22 protein-coding genes and 1 riboswitch are annotated in these 21,338 nt (G+C 68.5%); of the genes, 14 read left to right on the top strand and 8 right to left on the bottom strand.

All coding sequences use genetic code 11. From position 1 onward, the window contains the following. The first annotated feature begins 59 nt into the window (after positions 1-59). The 3 genes from tatC to HYG77_RS01850 all read left to right on the top strand — a co-directional run bounded on the left by tatC (position 60) and on the right by HYG77_RS01850 (position 4,628). Positions 60-1,100, top strand: coding sequence for a twin-arginine translocase subunit TatC (tatC, locus tag HYG77_RS01860; protein ID WP_208961712.1), 1,041 nt, complete (start codon positions 60-62; stop codon positions 1,098-1,100). Positions 1,101-1,112: 12 nt separating this feature from the next. Then, positions 1,113-3,851, top strand: a complete 2,739-nt coding sequence (locus HYG77_RS01855) for a DEAD/DEAH box helicase (protein ID WP_208961711.1) — start codon at positions 1,113-1,115, stop codon at positions 3,849-3,851. A gap of 102 nt (positions 3,852-3,953) precedes the next feature. Further along, positions 3,954-4,628, top strand: coding sequence for a DUF4333 domain-containing protein (locus tag HYG77_RS01850; protein WP_208961710.1), 675 nt, complete (start codon positions 3,954-3,956; stop codon positions 4,626-4,628). Between the two features lie 26 nt (positions 4,629-4,654). On the opposite strand, the gene HYG77_RS01845 is transcribed toward HYG77_RS01850, so the two are convergent. Continuing rightward, a complete protein-coding gene (locus HYG77_RS01845) occupies positions 4,655-5,611 on the bottom strand; it encodes a 5'-3' exonuclease (RefSeq protein WP_109329583.1) in 957 nt (318 codons plus the stop codon). 36 nt (positions 5,612-5,647) lie between these two features. Between HYG77_RS01845 and HYG77_RS01840 the strand changes: the two genes are divergently transcribed. Together HYG77_RS01840 and HYG77_RS01835 are read left to right on the top strand one after the other, a co-directional pair. Beyond that, positions 5,648-6,787 (top strand): Xaa-Pro peptidase family protein, encoded by a 1,140-nt coding sequence (locus tag HYG77_RS01840; protein ID WP_208961709.1) that lies wholly within the window; start codon positions 5,648-5,650, stop codon positions 6,785-6,787. Between the two features lie 147 nt (positions 6,788-6,934). Continuing rightward, positions 6,935-7,693: a polyprenol monophosphomannose synthase gene (locus HYG77_RS01835; RefSeq protein WP_109329587.1), complete on the top strand. Its 759-nt coding sequence runs from the start codon at positions 6,935-6,937 to the stop codon at positions 7,691-7,693. On the opposite strand, the gene HYG77_RS01830 is transcribed toward HYG77_RS01835, so the two are convergent. Then, the gene (locus HYG77_RS01830; protein WP_109329589.1) at positions 7,653-8,066 is read right to left on the bottom strand and encodes a TIGR03618 family F420-dependent PPOX class oxidoreductase; all 414 of its coding nucleotides are present in this window, start codon (positions 8,064-8,066) and stop codon (positions 7,653-7,655) included. The genes HYG77_RS01835 and HYG77_RS01830 overlap by 41 nt on opposite strands. A 30-nt stretch (positions 8,067-8,096) precedes the next feature. Here HYG77_RS01830 and HYG77_RS01825 point away from each other — a divergent pair, with 30 nt between their 5' ends. The 4 genes from HYG77_RS01825 to HYG77_RS01810 are packed head-to-tail and all read left to right on the top strand — an operon-like array spanning position 8,097 to position 11,597. Next, positions 8,097-8,873, top strand: a complete 777-nt coding sequence (locus HYG77_RS01825; RefSeq protein WP_208961708.1) for an SDR family NAD(P)-dependent oxidoreductase — start codon at positions 8,097-8,099, stop codon at positions 8,871-8,873. Next, a complete protein-coding gene (gene cbiE / locus HYG77_RS01820) occupies positions 8,870-10,108 on the top strand; it encodes a precorrin-6y C5,15-methyltransferase (decarboxylating) subunit CbiE (RefSeq protein ID WP_208961707.1) in 1,239 nt (412 codons plus the stop codon). The genes HYG77_RS01825 and cbiE overlap by 4 nt, the downstream gene beginning before the upstream one ends. Further along, positions 10,105-10,854 (top strand): precorrin-4 C(11)-methyltransferase, encoded by a 750-nt coding sequence (gene cobM, locus HYG77_RS01815; RefSeq protein ID WP_109329595.1) that lies wholly within the window; start codon positions 10,105-10,107, stop codon positions 10,852-10,854. Before cbiE ends, cobM begins: the two co-directional genes overlap by 4 nt. 2 nt (positions 10,855-10,856) lie before the next feature. Continuing rightward, positions 10,857-11,597 carry a cobalt-precorrin-6A reductase gene (locus HYG77_RS01810; RefSeq protein ID WP_208961706.1) on the top strand — a complete coding sequence of 247 codons (741 nt, stop codon included), beginning with the start codon at positions 10,857-10,859 and terminating at the stop codon, positions 11,595-11,597. Between the two features lie 14 nt (positions 11,598-11,611). Here HYG77_RS01810 and HYG77_RS01805 read toward each other — a convergent pair whose 3' ends face one another. Beyond that, a complete protein-coding gene (locus HYG77_RS01805; RefSeq protein WP_109335068.1) occupies positions 11,612-12,055 on the bottom strand; it encodes a cupin domain-containing protein in 444 nt (147 codons plus the stop codon). Between the two features lie 173 nt (positions 12,056-12,228). Between HYG77_RS01805 and HYG77_RS01800 the strand changes: the two genes are divergently transcribed. Continuing rightward, entirely contained in the window at positions 12,229-12,615 is a 387-nt protein-coding gene (locus tag HYG77_RS01800) for a hypothetical protein (protein ID WP_109329599.1), read from the top strand. 34 nt (positions 12,616-12,649) lie between these two features. Here HYG77_RS01800 and HYG77_RS01795 read toward each other — a convergent pair whose 3' ends face one another. Beyond that, positions 12,650-13,576, bottom strand: coding sequence for an LLM class F420-dependent oxidoreductase (locus HYG77_RS01795; RefSeq protein WP_208961705.1), 927 nt, complete (start codon positions 13,574-13,576; stop codon positions 12,650-12,652). A gap of 139 nt (positions 13,577-13,715) precedes the next feature. Between HYG77_RS01795 and HYG77_RS01790 the strand changes: the two genes are divergently transcribed. Further along, positions 13,716-14,003, top strand: a complete 288-nt coding sequence (locus HYG77_RS01790; protein WP_109329601.1) for a hypothetical protein — start codon at positions 13,716-13,718, stop codon at positions 14,001-14,003. A 129-nt stretch (positions 14,004-14,132) separates the two neighbouring features. Then, on the top strand, positions 14,133-14,978 hold the full coding sequence (locus HYG77_RS01785) for an aldolase/citrate lyase family protein (protein WP_109329603.1): 846 nt from the start codon (positions 14,133-14,135) through the stop codon (positions 14,976-14,978). On the opposite strand, the gene bla is transcribed toward HYG77_RS01785, so the two are convergent. Beyond that, entirely contained in the window at positions 14,953-15,900 is a 948-nt protein-coding gene (gene bla, locus HYG77_RS01780; RefSeq protein WP_109335070.1) for a class A beta-lactamase, read from the bottom strand. The two genes, HYG77_RS01785 and bla, sit on opposite strands and share 26 nt — an antisense overlap. 146 nt (positions 15,901-16,046) lie before the next feature. On the opposite strand from bla, the gene HYG77_RS01775 reads away from it, so the two are divergent. Both HYG77_RS01775 and HYG77_RS01770 read left to right on the top strand, forming a co-directional pair. Beyond that, positions 16,047-16,940 carry a LysR family transcriptional regulator gene (locus HYG77_RS01775; protein WP_208963250.1) on the top strand — a complete coding sequence of 298 codons (894 nt, stop codon included), beginning with the start codon at positions 16,047-16,049 and terminating at the stop codon, positions 16,938-16,940. Next, positions 16,937-17,845 (top strand): serine hydrolase, encoded by a 909-nt coding sequence (locus tag HYG77_RS01770; protein WP_109329605.1) that lies wholly within the window; start codon positions 16,937-16,939, stop codon positions 17,843-17,845. Before HYG77_RS01775 ends, HYG77_RS01770 begins: the two co-directional genes overlap by 4 nt. A gap of 27 nt (positions 17,846-17,872) precedes the next feature. On the opposite strand, the gene HYG77_RS01765 is transcribed toward HYG77_RS01770, so the two are convergent. From HYG77_RS01765 to cobG, 3 genes are read right to left on the bottom strand one after another with little or no spacing between them, the layout of a single operon-like run. Continuing rightward, entirely contained in the window at positions 17,873-19,375 is a 1,503-nt protein-coding gene (locus tag HYG77_RS01765) for a precorrin-2 C(20)-methyltransferase (RefSeq protein WP_208961704.1), read from the bottom strand. Continuing rightward, on the bottom strand, positions 19,372-19,998 hold the full coding sequence (locus HYG77_RS01760) for a precorrin-8X methylmutase (protein WP_109329609.1): 627 nt from the start codon (positions 19,996-19,998) through the stop codon (positions 19,372-19,374). Before HYG77_RS01760 ends, HYG77_RS01765 begins: the two co-directional genes overlap by 4 nt. Positions 19,999-20,022: 24 nt before the next feature. Further along, a complete protein-coding gene (gene cobG, locus HYG77_RS01755) occupies positions 20,023-21,156 on the bottom strand; it encodes a precorrin-3B synthase (protein ID WP_109329611.1) in 1,134 nt (377 codons plus the stop codon). A gap of 6 nt (positions 21,157-21,162) precedes the next feature. Next, a riboswitch (cobalamin riboswitch) is annotated at positions 21,163-21,306 on the top strand. Positions 21,307-21,338: the final 32 nt, after the last annotated feature.

Raw genomic sequence — 21,338 nt, 5'->3', positions numbered from 1 at the left:
CACCCCGGTTGCTTGCTGACCGAGACCGGTTCGCCTGCTGATCAAGACTAGGGCCCATAGTGCGTATTCCGTTCGATCCGCGACACAGCAAGCGGAGGACCAATCCCGACGGCACCATGTCGTTGGTCGATCACCTCTACGAGTTGCGCACGCGACTGCTCCTGTCCGTGCTGGCGATCCTCGTCACTACCGCGGTCGGCTTCTTCTGGTATTCCCATCAGCTTCTCGGCATCGAGAGCCTGGGTGAGCTGCTGCGTGGGCCGTACTGTTCACTGCCCGACTCGAGCCGGGCGGATCTCAGTAGCGACGGCGCATGCCGGCTGCTCGCCACCGGACCGTTCGAGCAGTTCATGTTGCGGTTCAAGGTGGCTTTCACCGCGGGCATCGTTCTGGCGTGCCCGATCTGGCTGTACGAGCTGTGGGCCTTCATCACGCCAGGCCTGTATGCGAAGGAACGCCGCTACGCCATCGGCTTCGTGGTGTCGGGGGCGCTGCTGTTCGTCGCCGGCGCGGTGCTGGCGTACGTGGTGGTCGCCAAGGCGTTGCACTTCCTGTTGACGATCGGCGACAACGTTCAGATCACGGCGCTCGGCGGTGCCGAGTACTTCGGGTTCATCGTCAATCTCCTGATCATCTTCGGTGTCAGTTTCGAGATTCCATTGCTCATCGTCGCGCTGAACTTCGTCGGCATCTTGCCGTACGCCAAGCTCAAGGCATGGCGGCGCGGGTTGATCTTCGCGTTGTTCGTCTTCGCCGCGATCGCCACGCCCGGGCAGGACCCGTTCTCGATGCTGGCGCTCGCGCTGGCCCTGACGGTGTTGTTCGAAATCGCCGTGCAGATCGCCCGCCTCAACGACCGAAGGAAGGCGCGGCGCAGCGAACAGGAATGGGGGGCGCTGGACGACGACGAAGCGTCGCCGATCGCCGCCCCGAAGGATCTGGACGAGGCCTTCGACGCCGCGCCGACCTCGGTTCCCGAGCCCGCCGGCCGCTTCCGGCGTGGCCGCAAATCCGGCCGGTCCGGTTCAGCGATCCAGGGTGACGGCGCCACCACGACCGGCCCCAACACGCCGGGTCAGGACTTTTCCGACACCCTGTGACAATCTGACGGGGTGGCTGTAACAACAGGTGAGGCAACCGGCGGCACCGAGCTCGACGTGTTCTCGGCGCTGCTCGGTTTCGTCCTCGATCCCTTCCAGATCAATGCTTGCCGCGCGCTCGAGGCCGGGCACGGTGTCCTCGTGTGCGCACCGACCGGTGCAGGCAAGACGGTGGTCGGTGAGTTCGCCGTGCACCTGGCCCTCGCGTCGGGGCGCAAATGCTTCTACACCACGCCCATCAAGGCGCTGAGCAACCAGAAGTACGCCGAGTTGGTGCGCAGGTACGGCAAGAATTCGGTGGGTTTGCTGACCGGCGATTCGAGCATCAACTCCGACGCCCCCGTGGTGGTGATGACCACCGAGGTCCTGCGCAACATGCTGTACGCCGATTCGCCGGCGTTGCGCGGTCTGTCCCATGTGGTGATGGACGAAGTGCACTTTTTGGCGGATCGGTTCCGCGGCGCCGTGTGGGAAGAGGTGATCCTGCACCTGTCCGAGGACGTGCGGCTGGTCAGCCTGTCGGCGACGGTCAGCAACGCCGAGGAATTCGGTGCCTGGATGGAAACCGTCCGGGGCGATACCACCGTGGTCGTCGACGAAACCCGCCCGATCCCGCTGTGGCAGCACATCATGGTCGGCCGTCGACTGTTCGACCTCTTCGACACCCGGGCCCGCACCACGGACGGCCTCCGCGACCTGGTGGTCGACCAGGACCTGGTCCGGCACGTCAAACAGCGGCAGGCACTCGAGCGGGTCGACCCTTGGGAGTCGCGTGAACGTGGGCGGCGAGGAGGCCGAGGTGGGGTGCCGAGCGACTTCCGCCCGCTGCCGCGTCCGGAGGTCATTGCCCGCCTCGACGACGAGGGACTGCTCCCGGCCATCACTTTCATCTTCAGCAGGGCCGGCTGCGACGCCGCCCTGGCGCAATGCCTGCGGTCGCGGCTCGACCTGACGAGTGCCGAGCAGGTAGCCGAGATCCGCACGATCATCGACGCCCACACCGGTGACCTACCGAAGGCGGATCTCGAAGTGCTCGGCTACTGGGAGTGGCGGAAGGCGCTCGAGCGGGGACTCGCCGCACACCACGCCGGTATGCTGCCCGCGTTCCGTCAGACCGTCGAGGAGTTGTTCGTCAAAGGTCTGGTCCGCGCGGTTTTCGCCACGGAGACATTGGCGCTCGGCATCAACATGCCCGCCCGCACGGTGGTCCTGGAACGGCTCGTGAAGTACAACGGCGAAGCGCACGCCGAATTGACGCCGGGGGAGTACACCCAGCTCACCGGCCGCGCCGGTCGCCGCGGCATCGACGTCGAGGGGCACGCGGTGGTGTTGTGGCAGCCCGGGGTGGAGCCGGTGGACGTCGCGGGCCTGGCCTCCACCCGTACCTTCCCGCTACGCAGTTCGTTCCGTCCCGGCTACAACATGACGATCAACCTGATCGACCGGATGGGTGCTCCGGAATCGCGGGCCCTGTTGGAGAGGTCGTTCGCTCAGTTCCAGGCCGACCGTTCCGTGGTCGGGCTGACGCGGGGTATCGAGCGCAACGAGGCGGCGATGGCCACCCTGCGGGAGCGGCTCGGCGGCGAAGACGGCGAGTACTTCGAATACGCGCGGCTGCGGGAAGAACTGAGCAGCCGAGAGCGGGCTCTCGAGCGACAGGGCCGCAGCGAGCGCCGCGACGCCGCCGTCGAGTCCCTCACCTCGTTGCGGCGCGGTGACGTGATCGCCATTCCGGTGGGCAGGCATTCAGGTCTGGCCGTCGTCCTGGAACCAGACAGGGACCCGACCGATCCGAAGCCGCTGATCCTGACGGAAGGGAAGTGGGCGGGCCGGGTGTCGGCCGGCGACTTCCCCGAGCCCGCGCGGTCGCTGGGCTCGATGCGGATGCCTCGCCGAGTCGACCATCACACCGCCCGGGTTCGCCGCGATCTGGCTTCGGCGTTGCGCAGCACCGGCATTGTCGTGCCGGGACGCCGCAAGAAGAAGAAGGCGGGCGCCGCCGACGACGCGGAGATCGCGCGGCTGCGGCGGGCGATCCGTCAGCATCCCTGCCACTCCTGGCCCGACCGTGAACAGTTGAGCCGGATCGGTGATCGGTACAACCGGCTGGCCCGCGAGACCGAGACCATGCGGCAGAAGGTGGCCGCCACGACCAACTCGTTGGCCCGCACCTTCGATCGCATCCTGGCGCTGCTGACCGAACGTGGGTATGTCACTGCGGGTGAGCATCCGGAGGCCACCGAGGACGGCGCCCGACTGAGCCGAATCTATTCGGAGAGTGACCTTCTCGTCGCCGAGTGCCTGCGCCAGGGCGTGTGGAAGGGGCTGGGTCCCGCCGAGCTCGCCGCTGTCGTCTCGTCCGTCGTCTTCGAATCGCGGCGCGAAGGCGACACCATCGAACAGGGTGGCCCCGGGGCGTTGCGGTACGCGCTCGACGAGACGGTGCGGGTGTGGCGGGATCTGCGGGCCGAGGAGATCCGGTTCAAACTGCCGCCGACGCGTGAACCCGACTTGGGGTTCGCCTCGGCCATTTTCCAATGGGCGAGCGAGAATTCGTTGGTCGACGCGTTGATCGCCGCCGGCGATCAGGGGCGTGCTCTGTCGGCGGGTGACTTCGTCCGCTGGTGCCGACAGGTGATCGATCTGCTCGAGCAGGTCCGCTCGACGTCGCCGGACCCCGGGGTGAGCAGGGCGGCAGGCCGGGCGGTGTCCGCGATCCGTCGTGGTGTCGTCGCGGTGGATGCAGCGTGACCCGGCGACTGTGTGGTTCGATTCGCACGCCGTCCGACGACCCGAATGCGGGTGCGGGGCGCTACGGTATGACGACAAGTGACACGTGAGCGGGAGGCGACGATGAGCGGCCCTTACGGACCGAACGACCCGAACGGACAGTGGGGCCCGGGTCAGGGTAACCCTGACCAGACCGGCGGCCAGTACGGGTCGCCCCAGTACGGTCAGCAACCACCTGCCCAGCCGTGGGGACAACCGGCACCCGGGGGTCAGCCGGGGCAACCGCAGTGGGGTCAGCAACCGCAGCAGCCCGGCCAACCGCAGTGGGGTCAACAGCCGCAACCCGGCCAGCTCGGTCAACCGGGTCAGCAGCAGTGGGGTCAACAGCCCGGCCAGCCCCAGTGGGGTCAGCAGCCCGGGCAACCTCAGCAGTGGGGACAGGCTCCCGGTCAGCAGCAGTGGGGTCAGCCGCCGGCGTCGTCCGGCAAGTCGAAGGTGCCGTGGATCATCGGCGGTGTGGTGGCGCTGCTGGTGGTCGTGGGCGTGGCACTGGCCCTCGCGTTCACCGTGTTCGGCACCGACACCCTCGACCAGAAGGCCGCCGAGGAGGGTGTCGAGCGCATCGTCACCGAATCGTACGGTGCCGAGAACGTGTCCGGCGTGTCCTGCCCGGCTGACCAGGAAGTGAAGGAGGGCAACAGCTTCGAGTGCACGCTCACCGTCGATGGTGAGAAGAAGCAAGTCACCCTGACCTTCACCGACGACAAGGGCACCTACGAGGTCAGCCGTCCCAGTTAGATCCGGTAATCCGCCGCGGTCGGTCCCTACGGGACCTGCGCGGCGGCCACCGACTGCATCGCCGCCGTGAGGCGGGCAACGGAACTGCCGATTCCGAGTTCTTCCGCCAGTCCGCCGAGCCGGTCCGCATCGACCGGTTCGGCGGGCAACGTGTCTTCACGGGACAACACGACGTCGGCGTCGCGTACCACCCGTACCACCGGCAGGGCGGCGTCGAGATAGTCCGCTGCCGCAGCGAATTTCGCGCGCGCCCCCTTCGCCATGTCCGATTCCGGATCGAGTGCGGCGGCCCGTAGATTCGCGAGCGATCCGTACTGCATGATCAGGCTCGATGCGGTCTTCTCGCCGATGCCCTTCACCCCGGGCAACCCGTCCGAGGAGTCGCCGCGCAGCAGGGCGAGTTCGGCGTAGGCGTCGCCGGCCCGGTCCGCCGGTACCCCGTATTTGGCGGCCACCTCCGCCGGACCCAGAAGTTCGGCCTTCGCCAGGCCGCGCACCACGTACAGGACGCGGACCGGCACCGGTTCGTCGGCCACCACCTGCAGGAGGTCGCGGTCTCCGCTGACCACGATGGTCGGGTCGCGGGTCTCGGTGGCGGCGAGCGTGCCGAGCACGTCGTCCGCCTCGAGACCTTCGGCACCGGCCGTTGCGATCCCGGCGGCGGCGAGGACGTCGAGGATCATCGGCACTTGAGGGGACAGGGTGTCGGGCACCTCTTCCTCCGCCCCATCGCTCTCCTCGGCGACCCGGTGCGCCTTGTAAGTGGGCACTGCGGCCACCCGGAACGCCGGCCGCCAGTCGAGGTCGAGGCACACGGCGAGCCGGGAAGGCCGGTGGGTGGTGATCAGCGCGGCCATCATGTCGGTGAATCCGCGTACGGCGTTGACCGGTCGGCCGTCCGGGGACGTGATGGAATCGGGCAGCGCGTAGTAGGCGCGAAACCACAGGCTGGCACCGTCGAGGAGAAGCAGGGGCTTACTCATGGCTCACATACTGCCAAACGGCACTAACCTGAGCGCATGAGTTCACTCGGAGCGTCCACGTCCCGCTTCCCCGCAGCCAGTTACGCCGACCGGATTGCCCGGGCCGGCGCGCTCGCCCGCGAGTCCGGACTCGACGGCCTGCTCATCACACCCGGCCCCGATCTGCGGTATCTGCTCGGTTCCCGCGCCGAATCGTTCGAAAGGCTAACCTGCCTGGTGATTCCGGCGAACGGGGAGACCGCCTCGGTGGTCGTGCCGCGCCTCGAATTGGCATCGCTCACCGAGTCGGCGGCGTCCGAACTCGGCGTGAGGGTGCTCGACTGGGTCGACGGGGTCGACCCGTATGCCCTGGTCGCCGGAGTGCTTCCGGCGCCGGCGCGAACCGCCGTCACCGACGCCATGCCGGCATTGCATCTGCTGCCCCTCGCCCAGGAGCTCGGCGCGCTGCCTGTTCTCGCAACCGGGGTGCTGCGCGAGTTGCGGATGGTCAAGGACGAGGCCGAGATCGATGCCCTTCGCCGGGCAGGTCGGGCGATCGACCGGGTGCATGCGCGGATGGGCGAGTTCTTGACGGTCGGCCGCACCGAAGCCGAGGTCGCCGCGGACATCACCGCCGCCATACTCGACGAGGGGCACACGGAAGCCGCCTTCGTGATCGTCGGATCGGGCCCGCACGGCGCCGATCCTCATCACGAGGTGTCGGACCGGGTAATCGAATCGGGCGACGTGGTGGTCATCGACATCGGCGGCCCCGTGGACCCGGGGTACAACTCCGACTCCACCCGCACCTACTGCATGGGCGAACCGGATCCGGCGGTGGCGGCCCGGGTGGCCGTCCTCGAGGCGGCGCAGGCGGCGGCCGTCGACCTCGTTCGTCCCGGGGTGGCGGCGGAGGCCGTCGATGCGGCCGCGCGGGACCTGCTGGCGGCGGAGGGCTTGGCCGACGCCTTCGTCCACCGCACCGGTCACGGCATCGGTCTTTCCGTACACGAGGAGCCGTACATCGTGTCCGGCAACGCGATCGAGCTGACGGAGGGGATGGCGTTCAGTGTGGAACCGGGAATCTACTTCCCCGGGCAGTGGGGGGCTCGCATCGAGGACATCGTCGTCGTCACCGCCGACGGCTGTGAATCCCTCAACACCCGGCCGCACGGGTTGACCATTCTTCCCGGCTGATCCGGCTGATCCGGCTGATCCGGCTCGGCCGATCGGACGTGCGGCAGGGCCTGCCGCCACGGGTAGTAACATCTACCCTTTGTTCGCGACCGCACTCGCCGCCGCCCGTCGGCGGCGGGTCGGGATCACAGATCAACCGAAGGTGTCATGGAGAGCGTCGCCCCGAAGGTAACCGTCGTCGTACCGACGTACAACGAACGCGACAACCTGCCCAAGCTCGTCGAATTTCTCGACGCGTTGCAGATCGCGAACATGCACGTGCTCGTGGTCGACGACAACTCGCCGGACGGTACCGGCGACGTCGCCGAGAAGCTCGCGATCGACGCGCCCATCCCGGTGGGTGTCCTGCACCGCACCGTCAAAGACGGGCTCGGGCGCGCCTACGTGGCCGGGATGACACGGGCGCTCGACGAGGGCGCCGACATCGTCATTCAGATGGACGCCGACCTGTCGCACCCCGCCGAGGCGATTCCGCGCATGGTCGAGGCACTGACGCAGACGGATGCCGCGGTGGTGCTCGGTTCTCGTTACGTGGCCGGCGGTGCGGTTGCCAGCGACTGGCCCTGGCATCGTAAGGCTCTGTCGGCGTGGGCCAATTTCTACGTCAACGCGATTCTGCGGCTGCGGGTGAAGGATGCCACCGCCGGGTTCAAGGCCTGGCACGCCGACACTCTGCGGGCGATCGACGTTCATGGGGTGCAGAGCAACGGCTACGCCTTCCAGGTCGAGATGAACTACCGGACCGTGCAGCGCGGCATGCGCATCGCCGAGGTGCCCATCCGTTTCGAGGAGCGCACCGATGGTGTGTCGAAGATGAGCCTGGGTGTGCAGATGGAGTCGGCGCTGGTGCCGTGGAAACTGCGGTTCAGTGGCCGCGCAGCGAAGCGGAACCGAGCACGCGGCTGACCGCGATCTCGACGACCACCCGGGTCGGATTCTCGCGCGGCTGCCGGTAGCGGGCCGCGTACCGTGCGACCGCATCCGCCACCGCCTGCGGGTCGGTGAGCACCCGGGACGGCCCCTCGAGGGTCATCCACCGCGGGCCGTCCACCTGGCTCACCGCGGCGTACCCGCCACGGTCGGCGTTGAGCGCCTTCTGGGACGAACCGTTGGTGATCACCCGTGCGATGCCGTGCTCCTGATCCCAGGTGAAGCCGACGGCCACCACATGGGGGGTGCCGTTCTTGCGCAGTGTGGTGAGGGTACCGAGGTGATACTCACCGAGGAAGGTGAGAGCTGAATCGGTGAGGCGAATCGGTGCCTGGGGGGTGCGGTCCATGACCCGACGGTAATCCAGGACACTGGACCGGTGAGCGTGGGATCGAAGAGGAACAGCCGACAGCATGCGGACGACGGGGCGGTACTCCTGCTGGGCGGGCGCAGCGAGATCGGTCTCGAGATCGCGACCCGGCTGGCGCCCGGCCGCACGATCGTCCTGGCGGCGCGCCGAAGCGGCGACCTCGCCGCCGAACGGCAAGCGTTGCTCGACGCCGGTGCGTCGGCCGTGGAGTGCGTGGAATTCGATGCCGACGACCTCGGCGGCCACGAGGGACTTCTCCGGTCCGTCGTGACCGCGTACGGCCCGGTGGCGGTGGCGATCCTCGCGTTCGGCATTCTGGGCGATCAGGCGCGCGCCGAGCGGGACGCACGACACGCCGTGGCGGTGGTGCACACCGATTACGTCGCACAGATCAGTGTGCTGACTCATCTGGCCACCCTGCTCCGCGCCCAGGGGTCGGGACGCCTGGTGGTGTTCTCGTCCGTCGCCGGAGTGCGGGTACGGCGGGCCAACTACGTGTACGGGTCCGCGAAGGCCGGGCTCGACGGATTCGCCTCCGGACTCGGGGACGCCCTCCACGGCAGCGGGGTGTCCCTCATGCTGGTCCGGCCGGGTTTCGTCGTCGGACGGATGACGGAGGGGATGTCCGCGGCACCGATGTCGAGTACGCCTGGGCAGGTCGCGGACGCTGTGGTCCGCGGACTGCGCCGGGGGTCGGCCCGGGTGTGGGTGCCGGGACGGCTGCGCCCGGTGTTCTTCGTTCTGCGGCTGGTGCCGCAGGCACTCTGGCGCCGGATGCCGCGATGAGTGATGTCGTCGCCGTGGTGGGTATCGGCGCGGACGGCTGGGACGGGCTGTCTCCGCGCGGGCAACGGGAGATCCGGGAAGCCGATGTGCTGATGGGCTCGAGTAGGCAACTCGCGCTGATCCCCGAATCTCCTGCGCTGCGGGTTGCATGGCCGTCGCCGCTGGTGCCGGCGCTCGGTGGTCTGTTGGACGCTCATGCCGGCCGGAAGGTGTGCGTGCTGGCGAGCGGCGACCCGATGTTCCACGGCATCGGGGTGACACTGGTCGAGCTGCTGGGTCCGGAGCGGGTGCGCGTCGTCAGCCATCCGTCTTCGGCGACGCTGGCCTGCGCCCGGTTGGGCTGGCCGGCGCACGACACTCCTGTGGTGAGCCTGGTGAACCGGCGGCCGGAGACATTGTTGCCCGCCCTGCACGAGCAGGCGCGCATTCTGGTGCTCAGCCGCGACGAACACACCCCGGCCGCGGTGGCCGCGCTGCTGCGAGGTCACGGGTTCGGCGACTCGCACCTCACTGTGCTGGGGGAGCTGGGCGGGCCCGGGGAATCCCGGGTCGACGGGACGGCGTCGATGTGGAACCACGCCGCCGGGGCCCGGCTGAACGTGATCGCCGTGGCGTGCCGCGCGAGCCCGGACAGCCCACGGCTGACCAGGCTTCCCGGCCTTGCCGATGCGGCGTACTCGGGTGACGGTCAGATGACCAAGCACGAGATCCGGGCACTGACGCTGTGCGCCCTGGCGCCGGCTCCGGGAGAGGTCCTCTGGGATGTGGGCGGCGGGTCGGGCACGATCGCGATCGAATGGATGCGCAGTCATCCCCGGTGCCGGGCCGTCGCGTTCGAGCGTGATCCCACGCGCGTCGTCCAGATCGAGGCGAATGCAACAGTACTCGGGGTGCCCGCCCTCACCGTCCACGGTGCCGCGCCCGCGGCGTTCGGTGACGTGCGGGAACAGGAGGGACTTGTGCCGGACGCCATTTTCGTCGGTGGCGGCCTCACCGAGGACGGTGTTCTCGACGGGTGCTGGTCCCGGCTCCGTGACGGCGGCCGATTGGTGGCCAACGCAGTGACGGCGGAATCGGAGGCGCTGCTGCTGCGGTGGTTCTCCGTGCACGGCGGGCAGCTTCGCAAGTTCCAGGTGTATCGCGGCCAACCGCTCGGCGGATTCACCGCCTGGCGTCCACAATTGCCGGTCGCGCAATGGTCGGTGACGAAGCAGGCGAAAGGTGATTCAGCATGACGGTCTACTTCATCGGGGCCGGTCCGGGAGCGGCCGATCTCGTCACCGTGCGGGCGCAGCGCATCATCGCGGCCAGCCCCGTGTGCCTTTACGCGGGAAGTCTCGTTCCCCGAGAGTTGCTCGCCGAATGCCCCGACGGCGCACGGGTGATCGACACGGCCCGCCTGAGTCTCGACGAGATCGTCGCCCTGCTGATCGAGGCCGACGCCGCCGGTCAGGATGTGGCGCGGCTGCATTCGGGGGATCCGTCGATCTTCAGTGCGGTCGCCGAGCAGGCGCGCAGGCTCGACGCCGCGGGCGTCGCGTACACCATGGTGCCTGGAGTTCCCGCGTTCACCGCTGCGGCAGCGTCGCTCGGGCGGGAACTGACGGTGCCCGGCGTGTCCCAGTCGATCGTGCTGACCCGGGTGTCCACGTTGTCCACCGCCATGCCGGAGGGAGAGGATCTGCGGTCGCTGGGTCGCAGTCGCGCCACCCTCGTGGTGCATCTCGGGGCGCACCGGATCGATCAGATCGCCCTGGAACTGACCGAGAACTACGGTCGCGACTGCCCGGCCGCCGTCGTCGCCTTCGCGTCCCGACCCGACGAGATCGTGTTGCGCGGCACCCTCGCCACCATCGCGGACCAGGTGAAAGCTGCCGGCGTCACGAAGACGGCTGTTGTGATCGTCGGCAAAGTCCTTGCTGCCGAGGGCTTTCCGGACAGCTACCTGTATTCGGCGGCCCGCGAGCGCACCACCCACTGACCGTGCGGCGGATACTGATCCTCGGAGGTACCGGGGAGGCGAGGTCGCTGGCAGCGGCGTTGGCGGATGATCCGTCGATCGACACCGTGTCCTCCCTCGCCGGCCGGGTTCGGGATCCGCGGATCCCGGCCGGCGACGTCCGGATCGGCGGATTCGGTGGGGAGGACGGCCTCGCGGACTGGTTGCGGGGCAACCCCGTCGACGCGATCGTCGATGCCACCCACCCGTTCGCCGCACGCATCACCGAGAACGCGGCCGAGGCGGCCCGGCGCTGCAGAATTCCCCTGGTCGTGCTGCGACGGCCCCAATGGTCACCCGTCCCGGGCGACGACTGGCGCCGCGTCCCGGACCTCACCGCGGCCGCCACACTTCTTCCCGGGCTCGGAGCGCGCATCTTCCTCACCGTGGGACGGCAGGGTGTCGGGGCATTCGCCGACCTGCGTGCACTGTGGTTCCTCGTGCGCGCGATCGATCCACCGGAAGTCGACCGTCCGGCGCGCTCGATTCTGCTTCTCGCCCGCGGGCCGTTCACCGTGCCGGCAGAGATCGACCTCATGCGGGAGCACCGCATCGACGTACTCGTCACCAAGAACAGCGGTGGTGAGCAGACCGCCGCGAAACTGCACGCGGCGCGCGACCTCGGGCTTCCCGTGGTGATGATCGACCGCCCACCGTTACCCTCCGCCGCCGCGATCGTCGGCGACGTTGCGGGCGCACTCGACTGGATCCGCTCGGACCGGTAGGTCCCGGCACAGCGTCAGCACGTGACGGCGGGCGCGTCCTCCGACAGGGGTTTGCCCTCGGGTTCGGTGTAGAACGCCAGCAGAACCAGTGGAACCTGCCCGAAATTGGAACCGATGTGCACGTGGTCGCTGCCGAAGTTCTCGGTGATCGCCTGCCCGGCAGCGGTCACCACTGTGGTGCAGTCGTCCAGAGTTCTTGTGAGCACCCCTGATTCGACGAACGCGTAGACAGGACCGTCGTGGTAGTGCCACCCCGTGGTGCCGCCGGGTGCGATCTCGATGCGGCGCAGGGTGAGGTCGGTGGCACCGGTCTCCGCGGAACCGGTCATGGCGGGCACGGTGGTTTCGAACAGGACCTGCGCCGTCACGCCCGACGACGGAGTGGCCTGCGCAGGGGAGGGAAGAAGCACTGCCAGGGCTACGCAGGACAACGCAGCCAGACTCGGTTTGACGGACATCGCCACCACCTCTCGGGGCACGGAAGTGCCCGAACACCCCAGCCTACGGTTGGCGGGGTGACCCACGGGCCCGTTTCGGGATCGGATACTTCGGGCCCATTTTCGCCTCCCGCGCCCATCACACCGGGTTAGAGTCGGGACGGTTTTTCCTTCGTCAGCAGGGTGGGATCACGATGAACTTGGTGAAGAAGACAGTAGCGTCGGCTCTCGTTGCGGGAGCGTTGACCATGGGAGCGGGTACGGCGCACGCCGATCCGGTGGAGCCGAGCGGTATCGTGCCCGCTCAGGTTGTTCCCTTCCGGCACGAGGTCGACAAGCAGAAAGCCCTCGAGAACATGCTCAACGAGCTCGGCGTCGGCTGGGCCAACGGCGGAGCGGCGGGGACGGCGATCGGCGCCCTGATCGGTCTCGGGGTGGGGTGTGTGTCGATGTTCCCCGGTAGCCTCGCCGGTTGCATGATCGGGACCCCCATCGGTGCCATTACGGGCGCCATCGTGGGTATCGGTAACGGAAATCCCAGGGCACAGCAGGCCATTCAGGAATACATCACCACGCCGTAGCGGTGAGCGGTGGTCCGGACGGTGACCGTCCGGGTCACCCACGCTTGCGGAGAGCGTCGATGACGGGCGCGAATGCCTCCATGTAGGGGTCGTGAACGGTGATGTACGAGAAGCCGTACCTTTCGCGGTGCCGCGCGAGTTGTTCGGCCATCTCGTCTACGGTTCCCAACAGCAGGTATGGCGTATCGAGCACGGCGTCGGCTGTCATGCTTCCGGCCATCCGTTCGGCGATGCGCTGCGCCGCGGACTCTCGGTCGTCTGTCTCGACGACCATCTGCACGAGCAGGTGCCATTCGATGCCGTCCGCCCGATTTCCGGCGTGTTTGCGCACGAATCGGATTCGTTCGTCGGTTTCTTCGGCTGTGGCGAGCCGGAACGTACCCGGTGGCTTATCGGGAATCTGGAATGTGCCCGCCACCCCGACGGTGTCCGCGTGTGCCGCAGCGATGCGCAGCACACGATCACCTGTGCCGCCGATCAGCAGGGGCGGTCCCGACCCTTCGAAGCCCGACCGCTGGAGTGGTCGGGGTGCGTCCCGTTCCTTGGGGAGTTCGTCGAAATCGGTGGTGAAGAACGTGTGGAGTTCGTCGACCGTGGTCGCCAACTGTTCGACCCGCCCACCGAACGGTTTCCACTCGATGTCGGCGGCGTCGAACTCCCACTTCATGTGCCCCGCGCCGAGACCGATCTCGAGCCGGCCGTCGGTGAGGACGTCGGTGGTCGCGATCTCCCGCGCGAGGAGGGCCGCGTTCCAGAACGGCGCATTGAGCACCAGGGTGCCGACCCGCTGCGGGGTGGCGTCGGCGATGGCCACCAGCAGCGGAAATGGTGCCGGTGCGCCGAGATGGTCGGCGGCGAGCACGACGTCGTAGCCCAGTTCCGCGCTGCGGCGACAGCGATCGATCAGCGCGTCGCGGGAACCGACATCGAGGATGTTGAAGGAGAACCGGAAATCGCGCATGACCACCACGATGCCTGATCGGCGGGGGAGTGCGCAGGAAATCCGGGACCGCTGTCGTGAAGCGATGGTAACGATAGTTCTGCGGTGAACGACCTAACGGCACAGAATTGTCGTGTCCCCGCCATGTGAAGGAGCTTTCGTGCAGAAGAAGTCCGTTCGGCGAACCGCAGCACTCGTCGGCCTCCTGGCCGCACCTCTCGTTCTCGGATCCACCGTCGGGGCAGGCACGGCCGGGGCCGACCCCTGGCATGTCGGGCCCGTCTACCGCGCCGAGACGTCCGGTGAAGGTGGCGAGTACTTCTGCAACAAGGCAGCAGCGCTCGAGCAGACCACCGGTTACATCATCATCCCCTGCACCTTCGATTCCGCGGCGGACGTGTGGTATCGCGTGGTGTTCAATCCGGTCAACTGGGCTTTCGACATCTGATCCGTGACGAGTCGGGTCGGCACACCTGACGAAGCGGCAGCTTTGTGTGCCGGGCACACTCCACTTCGGCGAGTGTGTCCGGGTGCCGGTCTTCAGCAGACTGTCGAGCATGGCAGAGCGTAGAGCGACATGAGTATCGACATGGTCCGGACCTCGTCGGCCGATGCCCTGATGGCCCGCAGCTGGTTCCTGGTTCCCGCAGTCGATTCCGAAACAATTACCGCCGCAGCACAGTCCGGAACCGACTGCCTCGTCGTCGACCTGGAGGACGGGCTGCCTTCGGCCGCAAAGGACGACGGACGTGCCTGCGTTGCCGGCTGGCTCGACGGTCAGCGCGGCTGGGTACGTCTCAATGACGCGACCACCGACCAGTGGCAGCGTGACCTCGAGTCGATCCGGGGGTCGAGGGGCCTGCAGGGGGTGATGTTGTCGAAAACGGAGTCGCCCGAACAGATTCGTGCCACCGCCGTGGCACTTCCCGGTGTGCCGGTGGTTGCCCTGATCGAATCGGCCGCCGCGGTGGTGGCCGCCGACGAGATCGCCCGCACTACGCCGGTGGTGCGGCTGGCATTCGGGATTGGCGACTACTGCCGCGACATCGGCGCGGGCCGCAGCCCGATGGCGCTTGCGTATGCGCGGTCACGGCTGGTCAACGCCAGTCGCGCCGCGGGCATCGGTGCGCCCGTCGACGGGCCGACACTCGTGCTCGACGCCGAGGTGACGCGGTCCGATGCCCTGCTTGCTCTCGACATGGGTATGACGGGCAAGCTGACCTTGTCGAGAGAGCAGGTCCCGGTGATCAATTCGGCGTTGGCCCCGGGTGCGGACGAGGTGGTCTGGGCCGAGACGATCATCGACCGCCTCGGCGCCGACGGCAGTCGCGCCACCCATGGCGGTCACCGACCTCAGCTCGCCCGTGCCCATGACATCTTGCGGCGATCCGCGCACTTCACGGGGCGTCGAGCGCTCCGATGACCGCCGTTGTGGTCTCGGCAATGGCGTCGCTGTTCGGTTGAGCTGCTTCCTGGTTGGTCGAACTGTCGGTCAGGATGACGAGCAGGAGGGGGTTGCCCTCCCGATCCCACACCACGCCGGCGTCGTTGGCGGTTCCGAATCGTCCGGTTCCGGTCTTGTCGGCGGCGGACCACCCCGGCGGCAACCCTGCCCGGATACGCGTGTCGGAGGTGGTGCTCGCGCGTAGCCAGTCGAGCAACTGCCGTCGGTGGGTGGGCTCGAGCTCGTCGCCGAGGAGCAGTGCCCGGTAGCCCTCGGCGAGGCCGTCGGTCGTGGACGTGTCGCGGGGATCGCCGCGGAGGGCGGTGTTCAGTTCGGTCTCCCAGCGGTCGAGTCGGGTGGTGTCGTCACCGATGCTGCGAGCGAGTGAGGTGATGGCTTGCGGACCCCCGATTTCCGTCAACAGTAGGTTTCCGGCGGTGTTGTCGCTGCGGGTGAGGGCCGCTTCGGCGAGCTCCGCCAGCGTCATCGAGGTGCCCACTGCCGCCGCGGTGACCGGTGAATTCTCCACCAGAGCAGAGGCTTCGACGGGAACCGCCTTGTCGAGTGACGAGGTGCCTTCACTCGTACGGCGGAGAACCTCTGCGGCGGCGTACGTCTTGAACGTCGAGCACAGGGCGAACCTTTCGGCGCCGCGATGCCGGTACACGGCCCCGGTGGTGGGATCGACTGCCGTGACACCGATGCGGGTCGAGTGCCGCGCCTCCAGCTCAGCGATGCGTGAGTCGAGGAAAGCTGCCTGCGCCGATGAGACCGCCGACGCGACGGCCGGTGCCGACGTGGCGGGTGGAACGGATTCCGCGGCGTCCGTGCAGGCGGCGAGCAGCAGAGGCAGTGCGAGCGCGAGGGTGTAGACGTGGCGAGGAGATCGGGGTCGGGTCATGCACACAATCTCGGCCTGATGGGGCGCGAACGCAAAGACGTGAACGCCGCCGCACCGAGTCGTCTTCGATATCACCGCAGCGTGGCACCCGCCCGCACAGGACCTTTTTCGTGGACGCACCCGCCGCGTTGTTCGCCGCTGGTTCAATGGTGGGCATGGATCTTCTCCGCCATCTCCGTTTCTTTGTCGCCGTTGCGGAAGAGGGTCACTTCGGAAACGCCGCAACCCGGTTGGGGATGACACAGCCGCCGCTGTCGCAGGGACTTCGGCGGCTCGAACAGCGACTCGGCACCGAACTCGTTTCCCGCAGCGCGCGCGGTGTCGGGCTGACGGAGGCGGGACGGCACCTGTTGCCGCGGGCGCGGCTGCTCGTCAACGATGCCGCCCGGTTCGAGGACGAGGCGCGCCGCCTCGCCGTCGGAAGCGACGCGGTGGTGCGATGGGGTGTGACGCCCGCGCTGGGCGACGATGTCGTGGTGCGGTGCGTTCGTGTCCTCCGCGACGCGGACCGAGCCCACCGGACGAGGGTGATGACGCGGACAGCGGCAACGACCGACTTGGTGGAAGAGGTCCGCAGCGGCAGTCTCGACGTGGCGGTAATCGAACATCCCGCGCTGCTCACCGGGCTCGGCAGTGGGCCTGTGCTGAAGATCCGGCGCTGGGTGGTGGTTCCGGACGATCACCCCGCAGCGACCGCCCGACAGCCGCAGGTCCGAATGTTGCGGGGGTTGACGCTGTCGACCGGCCCACGCTCGGACAACCCACCGGCGCACGATCTGTTCGTCGACCTGTGGCGGGCCCGCGGCCTCGACCCGGACGTCGTCGTCGCGCCGGGACCACGGGAGGTGCTCGCCCACGTGGCGGCCGGTGGCTGTTTCGGGGTGACCACGACTTCGCCGACGGACATGCCGGGGGTGGCCTGGCTCGACCTGGTCCGCCACGACCTGGCCTTGCGCGTGCGCATCGTCTGGCGGTCGGGCAGCGACGTCTCCGTCTCCGCAGGCGCACTGGACCGGGTGCTGTTGAAGGGCGGGCGATGACTTCGTCACCCGAGAAACGGATCCGTGACGTCTTCGCCGACGCCGGGTGCGTCGGCTGGCTCCACGCGCGCCGGGTCGGCCCGACCGATGACGGCGTTCCGGCCGTCACCGTCGACGGTGACGACCTGGTTGTCACCGCGTCGGTGTACAAACTGCCGCTGCTGGTCGCCCTCTGCCGCGCCTTCGACGCGGGCACGCTGTCGCCGACGTCGACGGTGCGTGTCAACCCGGCGGACTGCACGCCGGGGCCGACCGGGGTGTCGATGTTCCGCGATCCCGTGGTGATGAGCTGGCGGGATCTCGCGCTGTCGATGATGACCGTCTCCGACAACGCCGCGGCTGATCTGATTCTCGGCGGAGTCGGTCTCGACGCCGTCGACAGGGTGCTCACCGACCTGTGTCTGACGCGGACCCGCATCGTGGGCGGGACGGCGGACGCGCATCGGAAACTGGTGATCGACTCCCACGCGCACACCACTGCGGAGGCGTTCGCCGCGCTCGCCGACAACGACGATGCGTGGACGGTGTCGGCCTACGACCCCTCGTACGCGAGTGCCACCACCCCGCGTGAGATGACGGCGCTGCTCGACGCGATCTGGACGGACCGGGCGGTGTCGCCGGTGCAGGGCGAGTTCATCCGGCAGGTGATGGCCGCGCAGGTGTGGCAACACCGAATCCGCTCGGGATTTCCCTATGCCGACGTCACGGTGGCGGGGAAGACCGGCACCATCGGGGCGATCCGCAACGAGGCGGCCGTGGTCACCTTCCCGGGCGAGATCCCGGTGGCCGTGGCCGTGTTCACCCGGGCCGCGCGGGCGGATCCCCTTCTGCCCATGGTGGATCAGGCGATCGGCCGCGCCGCCCAGATCGCGGTGACCGAACTTCGGTCCGGACGCATCGAGTGAGACCCGGTGTCGATGTGCTGCGTCCGCTCAGCCGGGGTAGCGGCGGGGGGTGAAGACCCGGGTGCCGTGTTCGCTCTCGACGACGGTGGTCATCGAGGAGCCGACGATCAGCAGGCACCGCATGTCGATCTCGGCGGGGTCGAGATCGGCGAGGCGGACCACCCGAACCGATTCCTGCACGCCGGCCACATCGCGTCCGATGATCACGGGGGTGTCGGGGGAGCGGTGCTCGAGCACGAGGTCGCGCATCGCGGCCACCTGCCAGGTACGTGACTTCGACGCCGGGTTGTAGACGGCGAACGCCATGTCGGCGCTGGCGACGGCGGAAATGCGTTGCGCGACAATGTCCCACGGCTTCAGCCGGTCCGACAGGGACAGGACGGCGTAGTCGTGGCCGAGGGGAGCACCGACACGGCTCGCCACCGCGTTGGCGGCGGTCATGCCGGGGAGCACGCGGACGGGAACGTCACGCCACTGGTCCTCGGCAGCCACCTCGAGCACGGCCGCGGCCATGGCGAACACCCCCGGGTCACCGGAGGACACCACGGCCACCCGGGCACCGTTCTTGGCCAGGTCGAGCGCCATCGCCGCGCGTTCGGCCTCGACGCGGTTGTCGCTGGCATGTCGGCGTTGACCGGGCCGTTCGGGCACCCTGTCGATGTACGGACCGTAGCCGACCACATCGGTGGCGAGGGACAACTCGTACTGCACCTCGGGGGTGGTCCAGGCCTGATCGCCCGGGCCCAGTCCGACGACGACGAGTTCGCCGGTGGGTGCTGTGGTGTCCCCGCGGCTGGTGGACGGGCTCGGGATCACGGCGATCGAGAAGTAGGGCACGTCGCTGTCGGAAACTTCGTCTGCGGAGGCGATCCGTTCCCGGTCGGTGCTGGCCCGTTCGACATACCAGGCCTCGTCGATGCGGCCGGAATCTTTCAGCGCCTGGCGGACCGCCGGATAGGTGCGGCCGAGCTTGAGGATCGCTGCGGCGTCGGTCTCGCGGAGGCGTCGGGTCAGCTCCGCCTGCGGCAACGTTCCGGGCAGGACGGTGAGCACTTCCTCACCCTCGACCAGCGGCATGGCCAGGGCGGCCGAGGCGGCGCTCACGGCAGTCACACCGGGAATCACCTCGGCGTCGAACCGCTGCGCCAACCTTTTGTGCATGTGCATGTACGAGCTGTAGAACAGCGGATCACCCGCGGCCAGCAGCGCGACCGAACGACCGGCCTCGAGATGCGCGGCGAGCCGCCCCGACGCGTCCTCGTAGAACTCGTCCATCGCCCCCTGATAGCCGCCGGGATGATCGATCGTCTCGGTGGTGACGGGGTAGACGAGGTGCTCCTCGATCTGGTCCTCACGCATGTACGGGGCCGCGACGCCGCGGGAGATACTTTTGCCGTGCCGGGCGCTGTGGAACGCCACCACGTCGGCCTCGGCGATGACCCGCGCCGCCTTGACCGTCATCAGTTCGGGATCGCCCGGACCGATTCCGACTCCCCACAGTTTGCCGTGCGCACTCGTCTCGGCGCTCATTCCACTTCACTCGCAATCGCGTTCAGGGCGGCCGCAGTGATGGCACTGCCACCCCGCCTGCCGCGCACCACCAGGTAGTCGAGGCCGCTGGGATGCTCGATCAGTGCCTCTTTCGATTCGGCCGCGCCGATGAAACCGACGGGACCTCCGATCACGGCAGCGGGCCGCGGCGCGCCCGACTCGATCATGTGGAGCAGGTAGAAGAGGGCGGTCGGGGCGTTCCCGATCGCGACGACGGCACCCTCGAGTTTGCTGCCCCACAACTCCAGCGCGGCGGCCGACCGGGTATTCCCGATCTGCGTGGCCAGGACAGGGACCCGGGGGTCGCGGAGCGTGCACACCACTTCGTTGTCCGCGGGCAGTCGCTTGCGGGTGACGCCGGCCGCCACCATCTGCGCATCGCAGAAGATCGGGGCGCCATTTGCGAGAGCCTCCCGCGCGGCTTTGACGACACCAGGGGTGAATGCGACGTCGTCCACCAGATCGACCTGGCCGCTCGCATGGATCATGCGGACCACGGCCTGCGAGACGTCCGCGGGGAAGGCGCTGAGATCTGCTTCGGCGCGAATCGTGGCGAAGGACTGGCGGTAGATCTCTGCGCCGTCTCGGATGTACTCGATCATGGCCTCACGATAGAGGCAGTGCTGTCAGCGGTGGTCCACCCGGTAACCGGTTGCGGTCGCAACGACATCGGTCACCTCACCCTTGGGACGCCCGCAACAGCGGTCGCAACCCGACCAGTGTTGCCTCCCGGCGACGGGGAGCTCGCCCCCGAGAACGGCGTCGCGGGCGTCGGTGCGCACGTCGGCGAGCGCCTTGTCACAGCCCGGCCTGCCCGTGCAGGCAGTGACGTTCAACCAGGGGGAGTTCTCGTCGAAGATCAGGCCCATCGGTGCGAGGACACGGACCACCTGCTCGGCGGACCACTCGTCGAGATCGCACAGCAGCACCGACCTCCACGGGGTGACGATCACTGGTTTATCCACCGCGGCGAGGAACTCCGCCATCCTCGAGTCGAGGACCCCGAACGCGAGGCCGCCGCCGAGCGTGACGGTGCCGTCCGGCTGATCCAGCCACCCGATCGGGGGCCGGTGCTCGGCGAACCCGGTCACCGGTTGTGCGGTGGGCGCAAGGGCTAGGGCGGTAAGGGTCCGTTCGACGCCGTCGTCGATCTCGGACAGCCGCCACTGCCCGTCGCGCAGGCCGAGGAAGGTGCGGGCCGCGTCGAGCAGCACGTGCACCGACTCGGTCGCGGAAATCCGGGCCCCGCTGTCGCGGCCGGCCAGCACCAACGCCACCTCGGTCTCGCTCACCGCGTGTATACCGAAATCGCCGCCGAGCGCGGACACGTCACCGCGGCCGTCGTCGAGGGTGAAGAGGACACGGCCGGGGAGGTCGGCCAGCGCGGTGTCGGCGCACAAACTCCGGTCGAGTTCGTCGACCACGTCCCGCAGGTCGGCGACGCCACCGATGCGACCCGTCAACGGCGAGGCGAGGATGTTGCGTACCCGTTCGTGGGTGTGCGAGGGCAGCAGGCCGGTGTCTGCGAGCCTCCTCGCGAACTCCGGGGGATCGCCGACGGCGCGAAGCTGCACGTTGCCGCGGGAGGTCAGTCCGATCTCCCCGTTCCCGAGGTCGCGGGCCGACTCCGCGAGCACCTGCAGCTGCGCGGGCGTGAGAACACCACCGGGCAACCGCACGCGGGCGAGCGGACCGTCGGCGGCCTGATGGACCTGCAGCGCCCCCGGGCAGGCGTCGGGGCGGGAACGAGGGGCGACCATGGTCCCAGGTTACGTCGGCCGCCCGGTAGCATCACGAGCACTTGCGGCAGCAGGAGAGGAAGCCGGTGCAATTCCGGTGCGGTCGCGCCACTGTGAGCTCGCCGAACCCGGTGGGCGAGCCAGACCCTCACCTGCCGTCCTGTTGACCCACGGTTCCGAAACCGACCCGGTTTTCGGCAACC

Origin of the sequence: Rhodococcus sp. ZPP (assembly GCF_017656075.1) — a bacterium.
GTDB lineage: Bacteria > Actinomycetota > Actinomycetes > Mycobacteriales > Mycobacteriaceae > Rhodococcus_F > Rhodococcus_F oxybenzonivorans.
This window is presented reverse-complemented; position numbering and strand designations above follow the sequence as displayed.